Source organism: Streptomyces sp. NPDC057249 (assembly GCF_042669245.1).
Classification (GTDB): domain Bacteria; phylum Actinomycetota; class Actinomycetes; order Streptomycetales; family Streptomycetaceae; genus Streptomyces.
Genome location: NZ_JBHUXS010000019.1, coordinates 130,281 through 138,921 on the forward strand (window position 1 = coordinate 130,281; position 8,641 = coordinate 138,921).

General features: G+C 69.4%; 9 protein-coding genes. All 9 read right to left on the bottom strand.

Annotated elements, in window-relative coordinates:
• Positions 1-47: 47 nt before the first annotated feature.
• A complete protein-coding gene (locus ACFUJY_RS29045) occupies positions 48-566 on the bottom strand; it encodes a MerR family transcriptional regulator (RefSeq protein WP_239223793.1) in 519 nt (172 codons plus the stop codon).
• Between the two features lie 266 nt (positions 567-832).
• Entirely contained in the window at positions 833-1,309 is a 477-nt protein-coding gene (locus tag ACFUJY_RS29050) for a bifunctional nuclease family protein (protein WP_026171779.1), read from the bottom strand.
• A 53-nt stretch (positions 1,310-1,362) separates the two neighbouring features.
• Positions 1,363-2,103: a MerR family transcriptional regulator gene (locus ACFUJY_RS29055; protein WP_383305125.1), complete on the bottom strand. Its 741-nt coding sequence runs from the start codon at positions 2,101-2,103 to the stop codon at positions 1,363-1,365.
• A gap of 42 nt (positions 2,104-2,145) precedes the next feature.
• Positions 2,146-2,901, bottom strand: coding sequence for an FHA domain-containing protein (locus ACFUJY_RS29060; RefSeq protein ID WP_383305127.1), 756 nt, complete (start codon positions 2,899-2,901; stop codon positions 2,146-2,148).
• A 190-nt stretch (positions 2,902-3,091) separates the two neighbouring features.
• Positions 3,092-3,880, bottom strand: a complete 789-nt coding sequence (locus ACFUJY_RS29065) for a DUF881 domain-containing protein (RefSeq protein WP_383305129.1) — start codon at positions 3,878-3,880, stop codon at positions 3,092-3,094.
• Positions 3,881-3,885: 5 nt separating this feature from the next.
• A complete protein-coding gene (locus ACFUJY_RS29070; protein ID WP_003970459.1) occupies positions 3,886-4,218 on the bottom strand; it encodes a small basic family protein in 333 nt (110 codons plus the stop codon).
• Positions 4,215-5,117 (bottom strand): DUF881 domain-containing protein, encoded by a 903-nt coding sequence (locus ACFUJY_RS29075; RefSeq protein ID WP_383305131.1) that lies wholly within the window; start codon positions 5,115-5,117, stop codon positions 4,215-4,217. Before ACFUJY_RS29075 ends, ACFUJY_RS29070 begins: the two co-directional genes overlap by 4 nt.
• A 105-nt stretch (positions 5,118-5,222) precedes the next feature.
• Positions 5,223-7,718: a mannose-1-phosphate guanyltransferase gene (locus tag ACFUJY_RS29080; protein ID WP_164403794.1), complete on the bottom strand. Its 2,496-nt coding sequence runs from the start codon at positions 7,716-7,718 to the stop codon at positions 5,223-5,225.
• A 112-nt stretch (positions 7,719-7,830) separates the two neighbouring features.
• Positions 7,831-8,439 (bottom strand): CDP-alcohol phosphatidyltransferase family protein, encoded by a 609-nt coding sequence (locus tag ACFUJY_RS29085; protein ID WP_018105069.1) that lies wholly within the window; start codon positions 8,437-8,439, stop codon positions 7,831-7,833.
• Between the last annotated feature and the right edge of the window lie 202 nt (positions 8,440-8,641).

The following is an 8,641-nucleotide window of genomic DNA, read 5'->3' on the forward strand; positions in this document are numbered from 1 at the left end:
CGGCCCGGGCGCCCGCGTTTCCGGCCCCGGGGCGCACCCTCAGGGGCTCAGACGGCCCGGTTGCGGCGCCGGGCGAGCTCGTCGGCCGGGTTGTGCCCGATCAGCGTCTCGCCGGTGTCCACGCGCTCCCCGTGCAGCTGCGACAGGGCGGCGTCCACGTCCCGCCAGACCACTCCGACGGCGATCCCGAAGACGCCCTGGCCGCCCTGGAGCAGGTCGACCACCTCGGCGGGCGAAGAGCACTCGTAGACCGTGGCCCCGTCGCTCATCAGCGTCATCCGCTCCAGGTCCTGGAAGCCCCGGGCCCGCAGGTGCTGGACCGTGGTCCGGATGTTCTGGAGTGCCACCCCGGTGTCGAGGAAGCGCTTCACGATCTTCAGCAGGACGACGTCCCGGAAGCTGTAGAGCCGCTGGGTGCCCGATCCGTACGCCGGACGGACGCTCGGCTCCACGAGGCCCGTACGCGCCCAGTAGTCCAGCTGCCGGTATGTGATCCCCGCCGCCGCGCATGCCGTGGGCCCGCGGTAGCCGATGTCGTCGGCCGATGCCACGCCGCCCCCCGCCATCGCAGCCGGCGCGGCCGACTGCCTGATGGTCCGGCCGGCCGTACTCCCCTGCTGCGGATACGGCGCACCCGCTGCCGTACCGTCGCCGCTGCTTCTCACGCCGACCTCCGTCCTTGACCTGCCCACTCGAAGGTAGGCAGTCACCCGGGGTGCGTCAACGATCGCCACACTCGGCACGCCGAGTGATAATCACCCTGAGGGTGGTTTCGCGTGACCGTTGACGGGGAAAGGCTCACCGGATGTACCGGCGGCCACCCCTGTAGACGTCACTGGCTGTTGTTCGTCCCGAAGTCCTCCGGAGAGATCTGATCGAGGAACTCGCGGAACTTCTCCACCTCGTCCTCCTGCTCGTCGGGGATCGCGATCCCCGCGTCGTCCAGCACCCCGTCGCTTCCGTAGATCGGCGTACCGGTGCGCAGGGCGAGGGCTATGGCGTCGGAAGGCCGCGCGCTCACCTCGACACCGCCGGCGAAGACCAGCTCCGCGTAGAAAACCCCTTCGCGCAGGTCCGTGATCCGGACCTCGGTGAGCTCCTGGCCGACGGCCTCGAGCACATCCTTGAAGAGATCATGGGTCAGCGGCCTGGCCGGAGCCATGCCCTGCTGGGCGAAGGCGATCGCGGTCGCCTCACCAGGACCGATCCAAATGGGGAGGTACCGGTCGCCTCCCACTTCACGCAGGAGCACGATCGGTTGGTTGGAGGGCATTTCCACCCGGACACCCACAACGTCGAGCTCGTTCACACAGCAACCCTAGGACGTGCCCGGCAGGTTTGGGTAGTCGGGCTGGTCCGCCTTCAGTGCAGCCGTACCCGCAGGGCGGTCTGTACGAGCGCGGAGTGCAGCCGTACGGACAGCTCCGCCAGCTCCTTCGCGGTCGCCTCCGCATGCGCTCTGGTCTGCGGATTCCGGTGCCGGCGCAGGGGCGCGACCATCTGCTCGATGAGCCCGGCCTCCCGGTCGGCGGCGGCCCGTACGGCCCGCAGGTGACGAGGTTCCAGACCGAATCGCCCCAGTTCCGCCACAAGCCTGGCGACGGTGACCATCTCGGCGTCGTACCCCCCGTCCGCCGAGGGCACGACCAGACCGTACGACTCCCAGTCGTCCAGGTCGCTCTCGGTGACCTCGGCGGCGACCAGGAGCTCGGCACGGCCGATGCGGGCGGCCGTGGCACGGCCCGGCACTCCGGCCGGCTCGCCGTCCGCCTGCCGCGGCTCCCCGTCGGTCGACGGCAGGGCCACCTGCTCGCCCCGGGCGAGGGCGTCCAGGTGCTCGCGGATGACCTTCAGCGGCAGGTAGTGGTCCCGCTGCATCCGGAGCACCTGGGCGAGCCGCTCGACGTCGGCCGCGACGAACTTCCGGTAGCCGGAAGGGGTCCGCTGCGGTTCGACGAGCCCTTCGGCCTCCAGGAAGCGGATCTTGGAGATGGTGACCTCGGGGAACTCCTCCTGCAACTGCAGGAGCACCGTGCCGATGCTCATCGGCCGGCCGTCGGCGGCGGTGCCGTGTCGGGCACCGCCGCTCGGTGTTCTCAGCATGGACCTTCCTGGGGTTCCCCCCGGACGGTGTCCGGGGGCGGGTCAGATGCCCCGCTGGCTCGCGTAGAAGACCAGGCGGTACTTGCCGATCTGCACTTCGTCGCCGTTGGACAGGGCGACGGAGTCGATCCGCTCACGGTTGACATAGGTGCCGTTGAGGCTGCCGACGTCCCCGACCGTGAAGCTGCCGTCGGCGCCCCGGCGGAACTCCACATGCCGGCGGGAGACCGTCACGTCGTCCAGGAAGATGTCGCTCTGCGGGTGGCGGCCGGCCGTGGTCAGCTCGCCGTCCAGCAGGAAGCGGCTGCCGCTGTTCGGGCCGCGCCGCACCACCAGGAGCGCCGAGCCGAGCGGCAGGGCGTCGACGGCGGCCTGCGCCTCGGGCGACAGCGACGGCCCGGCGGTCTGGCCGGTGGCCTCCGCCTCGTACGCCTCGAGGCCCGAGATCGAGATGGTCGACGTCGTCTCCGAGGCGCGCTCCGGGATCCCGCCCCGCAGCGGCGCGCCGCAGTTGGAGCAGAAACGGCTGGCCTCGGCGTTGCGGTGGCCGCACCTCGTACACACCGGCATGGACGAAGCCTCCTGGCTCGGGGCTCCGAAACCTATGCGGCCGGGACCGGCAGGGTCAACGGACGACGCGCCGGGACCGCCCGGGTAGTCACCCCCCTGGCCCGCCACCTGGTCGCGGAAGAGCGGACGCTCCGCGCCCTGCTCGTCGGGCTGACCATGGCGCGGCGCGCGATGACGCGCGGCCTCGTCGCGGGCGCTCTTGCCGAACAACTTCCCAAACAACTTCACGGGCGATTCCCCTTGACCGAAACAGACCCGCCCGTGGGGCAGGACGAACCCTGAATGAACACACCTGCCGACCCGGACATCTTCACAACGTCCGTATCCACTCGACAGTTTCCACCACGTGCCACGATTACGATGCGGCGACCCCCCGCAACCGTCCGCTCGTGTTCCCCGATCCCCGGGCGCCCGGGGATCACTGGCCCGACGACCGAGCGTAGTCAGGCCGCTCCGCCGGTCGCAAGGCGTCCACGACAATGTCGTCGGCGCGCAGCACATGCACGGTGGCCTGCTCCTTCTCCAGCGTCTGCACCACACCCCCGGGGATGTTGAGCGCCGGTTCCAGATCCTGCGGCTTGCCGATGACCTTGAAGACGTACGGGGCGGTGATCTTGTGCCCGTCCACCTTGACGGAGCCCGCGTCACCGGAGAAGTACGTACGGGCCACCACACGGACCCCGTTGACCTCGACGGCCTCGGCGCCGGCCGCCCTCAGCTCCTGCAGGGCGTCGAGCAGCATGTCGGGCCGCACCGCGCGGCCGGGGTCGTTGACCGTCATGGTGATCCCGGGCCCGTGGGCCGCGACCGTCCCGGCGAGCACGCCGAGTTGCCGCTCCTTCTCGACCGTCTGCTTCCGGGCCTCCTCGGCCTGGTCGGAGCTGTTCTCCAGCTCCGTGCGCTGGGCGTCGAGGCGCTGCTTCTCGTCCTCCAGCCGCTGCGTGCGGTCGTCCACCTCGTCCAGGATGCGCACCAGGTCCTCCTGGCGGGCGCCGCGAAGGGCGTTGCCGTCGCTGTTGGACCGCACCTGGATGGCGAGCCCCAGCCCGAGGCCGAACAGCAGGAGGGCGACGATCAGTTGGGCGCGGGTCACCCGGGGCGGCCAGAGACCGGCGATCAGCCGCTGACGCCCGGTGAGCTCCTGAGGGGCGTCCGCCCGGGGCTTCCCGGCGTCGGTGAAGCCCTCGTCGAAGTCGTCGTTGCTCATCGGCATCAGGCCCGGAAGACGTGCCGGCGGATCGCCGCGGCGTTGGAGAAGATGCGGATGCCCAGGACGACCACCACACCCGTGGAGAGCTGGGCGCCGACGCCCAGCTTGTCGCCCAGGAAGACGATGAGGGCCGCCACGACCACGTTCGAGAGGAACGAGACCACGAAGACCTTGTCGACGAAGATGCCGTCGAGCATGGCCCGCAGCCCGCCGAACACCGCGTCGAGCGCGGCGACGACGGCGATGGGGAGATAGGGCTCGACCACCGCCGGAACTTCGGGCCGGACCAACAATCCGACCACGACTCCCACGACGAGGCCCAGTACGGCGATCACGATGTGCCCTTCCCTGTGTCTGCGGCCTTGTAAGGCTCTGCTGTCCGTACGATCAGGCTCGGGGCGGCCGGAAGGCTCAGCTCCTCCTGGACGGAGATGCTGGTCCGGATGTCGAAGGTGTCCTTCAGCGCTTGCAGGTACTGGCCGTCGGTACTGTCCCGGAAGGCCGCACCCAGCTTCTTGCCGTCCCCCACCGCGAGCACCGAGTACGGGGGCACGAGCGGCTTGTTGTCGACCAGTATGGCGTCGCCCGCGGCCCGGATCGCCGACAGGGCCGTCAGCCGCTGTCCGTTGATGGCGATGGCCTCCGCACCGGACTCCCACAGCCCGTTCACGACGCGCTGCATGTCCCGGTCCCGGACCCGCCCGGTGTCCGAGAAGCCGCTGGTCTCACGAGGGCCGCCACCGCCCTGGTCGGTGTCCTCGGCGTCGTCCACGACGACCTTGATGCCCGGCCCGTGCACGGGCGTGGCCCCGGAGAGCAGCGCCACCAGTTCGCCCTGGTCTCCCCCGTGTTCCTGGAGGGCTTTGCGCTGCCGACTGCTGACGTCGTCGCGGACCTGCTCGACCTGGGATTCCAAGGTGTCGGCCGCCGCCGTCTCGGCGTCGATGCGGTCGATCAGCTCCTGCTTCTCCTTGGCCAGAACCGGCGCGGTGACCCGCGCCTGGGCGGCGCCGAGCGTGACGACCAGTGCGGCGAGGACCAGGCAGGCGGCGAGGCCGAGTTTGGCCTTGAGCGTACGGGGCATGCCGGCGCGCCCCTCCGCCGCCCGCCGCGCCGCGGCTTCGGCGTAGCCGTCGTCCAGGCTGTGCTCCATCACATTCGTCAGCAGCAACATGGACGCGTCGGGGCGCTTGGGCGGCGGGGCCGTGCTCCGACCGGGGGGCTGCTGCGACATGCCGCACATCGTCGCATGTCGCGGCGGCTTACGCCGAATGGCCCCACCGATGACCGTTCGGCCGCGGGGACGGGCGGTGCGTCCTCCCGTCCCCGCGGCCCGGCCTCAGTCGCCCGCGCTGTCCACGACCGCCGCCCACTCGTCGAGAAGTGCCTCGGCGGAGGCGTCGTCGGGCCCCTCGGCCCACAGGTGGGTGACGGCTTCCGCCGGGTCCGGCAGCACCATGACCCAGCGCCCGTCGGCCTCCACGACCCGTACGCCGTCCGTGGTGTCGACGTCCCGGTCGCCGGCCGCCTCCACGACCCGTCGCATGACGAGGCCCTTCACGGCCCACGGTGTCGCCAGGTCGCGGCGCAGGACGTGGGCCCGCGGGATGCGGGCGTCGATCTGGCTCAGGGTGAGCTGGGTGCGTGCGACGAGCCCGATGAGCCGCACGAATGCGGCCGTTCCGTCGAAGACACTGGCGAATTCGGGAACGATGAAGCCGCCGCGCCCGTCTCCTCCGAAGATGGTGCCTTCCTCACGCCCCACCCGGGTCAGGTCGTCCGGCGACGTGGTCGTCCACTCGACCTGCGTGCCGTGGTACGCGGCGACCTGCTCGGCGACCCTGGTCGTGGTGACCGGGAGCGCCACCCGGCCGCTGCGCCGCTCGGCGGCGACGAGGTCGAGCATGACGAGCAGCGCCCGGTCGTCCTCGACGATCCGGCCGCGTTCGTCCACCAGGGACAGCCGCTCGCCCACAGGGTCGAAGCGGACGCCGAAGGCCGCCCGCGCCGAGGAGACGATCTCGCCCAGCCGCACGAGGCCCTTGCGCCGGGCTTCGGCCGTCTCGGTCGGCCTGGATTCGTCCAGTCCGGGGTTGATGGTGAGCGCGTCGACGCCGAGCCTCCCGAGGAGGCTCGGCAGCACGAGTCCCGCGCTGCCGTTGGAGGCGTCGACCACGACCTTCAGCTGGGCGTCGGCGATCCCGGTCGTGTCCACGTTGCGCAGCAGCGAGCCGGTGTACGAGTCGAAGACGCTGGACGGGAAGTAGATGTCACCGATCTCACCGGGGAAGGCCCGGCGGTACTCCTGCCTGGCGTAGACGCGGTCCAGCTTCCGCTGTCGCGCCTGCGAGAGGTCCGCCCCGCGCTCGTCGAAGAACATGATGTCGACGGAGTCGGGCACACCCTGCGAGGTGCGGATCATGATCCCGCCCGCACTGCCTCGCGCGGTCTGCTGACGCGCGACGGGCAGCGGTACGTTCTCCAGGTCCCGTACGTCGATGGCGCTGGCCTGGAGCGCGGAGATCACGGCGCGTTTGAGCGCCCGGGCGCCTCGGGAGTGGTCCCGGGCCGTGGTGACGGTGGAGCCCTTCTTGAGCGTCGTCGCGTACGCGCCGGCCAGCCGGACGGCCAGCTCGGGGGTGATCTCGACGTTCAGGATGCCGGAGACGCCGCGCGCCCCGAAGAGGTGCGCCTGACCACGGGATTCCCAGATCACCGAGGTGTTGACGAAGGCCCCGGCCTCGATGGTCTTGAAGGGGTAGACGCGGACGTTCCCCTGGATGATCGATTCCTCACCGACGAGGCACTCGTCGCCGATGACGGCGCCGTCCTCGATCCGGGAGGCGCGCATGATGTCGGTGTTCTTCCCGACCACACAGCCGCGCAGGTTGCTGTGGTCGCCGATGTACACGTTGTCGTGGACCACGGCCTTGTGCAGGAAGGCGCCGCTCTTGACGACGACGTTCGACCCGATGACCGTGTGCTCGCGGATCTCCACGCCGGCTTCGACCTTGGCGTAGTCGCCGATGTAGAGCGGGCCGCGCAGCACGGCGTCGGGGTGTACGTCCGCGCCTTCGGCCACCCAGACCCCGGGAGAGATCTCGAAGCCGTCGATCTCGACGTCGACCTTGCGTTCCAGGACGTCGGCCTGGGCCTTCACATAGCTCTCGTGGGTGCCCACGTCCTCCCAGTAGCCCTCGGCGACGTAGCCGTAGATGGGCTTGCCTTCCTTCATGAGTTGCGGGAAGACGTCCCCGGACCAGTCCACGGAGGCGTCGGCCTCGACGTAGTTGAAGACCTCGGGCTCCATGACGTAGATGCCCGTGTTCACGGTGTCGGAGAAGACCTGGCCCCAGGTCGGCTTCTCCAGGAAGCGTTCGACCTGGCCCTGCTCGTCCACGATCGTGATCCCGAATTCCAGGGGATTGGGAACACGCGTGAGGCAGACGGTGACCAGACCGCCCTTCTCCTTGTGGAAAGCGATGAGGTCCGTGAGGTCGAAGTCGGTGAGGGCATCGCCGGAAATGACGAGGAAGGTGTCGTCCTTCAACGCCTCTTCGGCGTTCTTGACGCTGCCGGCGGTGCCGAGCGGCTTCTCCTCATTGGCATAGCTCAGCTCCATGCCGAGCTCTTCGCCGTCTCCGAAATAATTCTTCACCAGGGAGGCGAGGAACTGGACGGTCACGACCGTCTCATTGAGCCCGTGCCGTTTCAGCAGCCGGAGCACATGCTCCATGATCGGCCGATTGGCCACGGGCAGGAGCGGTTTGGGCATGCTCGAGGTCATCGGGCGAAGACGAGTGCCTTCGCCGCCAGCCATCACGACGGCCTTCATGTCGGAAACGTCCTCCTTGCGAGACGACGGTCGAGCCGACTTCGCCCGTCAGGGCAGCTTCTGTGTCATCAGCCGCGGGCCGGCATCGTTGCACGGCGCCACATCAGCGAGCTCAATCGGCTACTGCATCCGCCTTGACCAGGCGGCGGACCTGAACCACGTACAAGATTCCTGCCCACCAATAGAGGGTTGTACCCCACCCTGCGAACGCCCATCCGAAAACGGTGGCCACCTCTGCCAGCCAACCATGCCCGTCGCTGAGCAGCAACAAGGGGAATGCGTACATGAGGTTGAACGTGGCCGCCTTGCCGAGGAAGTTCACCTGGGGCGGCGGATAGCCGTGCCGGCGCAGGATTCCGACCATCACAAGGAGCATCAGCTCGCGGGCGAGCAGGGCGATGGTGAGCCAGAGAGGCAGGATCTCGCGCCAGGTGAGTCCGACGAGAGTGGAAAGAATGTAGAGCCGGTCGGCGGCCGGGTCGAGCAGCCGGCCGAGGCTGCTGATCTGGTTCCAGCGGCGTGCGAGCTTGCCGTCGAGGTAGTCGCTGACGCCGCTGAACATCAGCACCAGCAAGGCCCAGCCATCGCTCTGGGGCCCGCCGAACTCCGGGCGGAGAATCAGCCACAGGAAGACAGGTACGCCGACCAGGCGCAACATGCTGAGGATGTTGGGGATGGTGAGTACCCGGTCCGTCTGAACGCGGGTCTCCTGGACCTCCACCCGGGGGCCTCCTGTGTCAAGAACGTGCCAATGATGCCCCCTGACCCTACCCTCAGCCCCGGTCGGCGGGCGCACAGGGGTGCCCAGCACCCCTGGAAACGCGAAAGAGCCCCGTGCCACAAGGGCACGGGGCTCTTCCAAAAGGAGTTCGGCGGCGTCCTACTCTCCCACAGGGTCCCCCCTGCAGTACCATCGGCGCTGA

What these genes read in the sequence shown, in the direction of transcription:
- ACFUJY_RS29045 (WP_239223793.1), bottom strand. Translation starts at nt 566, where the DNA reads ATGGCGGGGGGCGGCGTGGCATCGGCCGACGACATCGGCTACCGCGGG.
- ACFUJY_RS29055 (WP_383305125.1), bottom strand. Translation starts at nt 2,103, where the DNA reads ATGCTGAGAACACCGAGCGGCGGTGCCCGACACGGCACCGCCGCCGAC.
- ACFUJY_RS29065 (WP_383305129.1), bottom strand. Translation starts at nt 3,880, where the DNA reads ATGAGCAACGACGACTTCGACGAGGGCTTCACCGACGCCGGGAAGCCC.
- ACFUJY_RS29075 (WP_383305131.1), bottom strand. Translation starts at nt 5,117, where the DNA reads ATGTCGCAGCAGCCCCCCGGTCGGAGCACGGCCCCGCCGCCCAAGCGC.
- ACFUJY_RS29080 (WP_164403794.1), bottom strand. Translation starts at nt 7,718, where the DNA reads ATGAAGGCCGTCGTGATGGCTGGCGGCGAAGGCACTCGTCTTCGCCCG.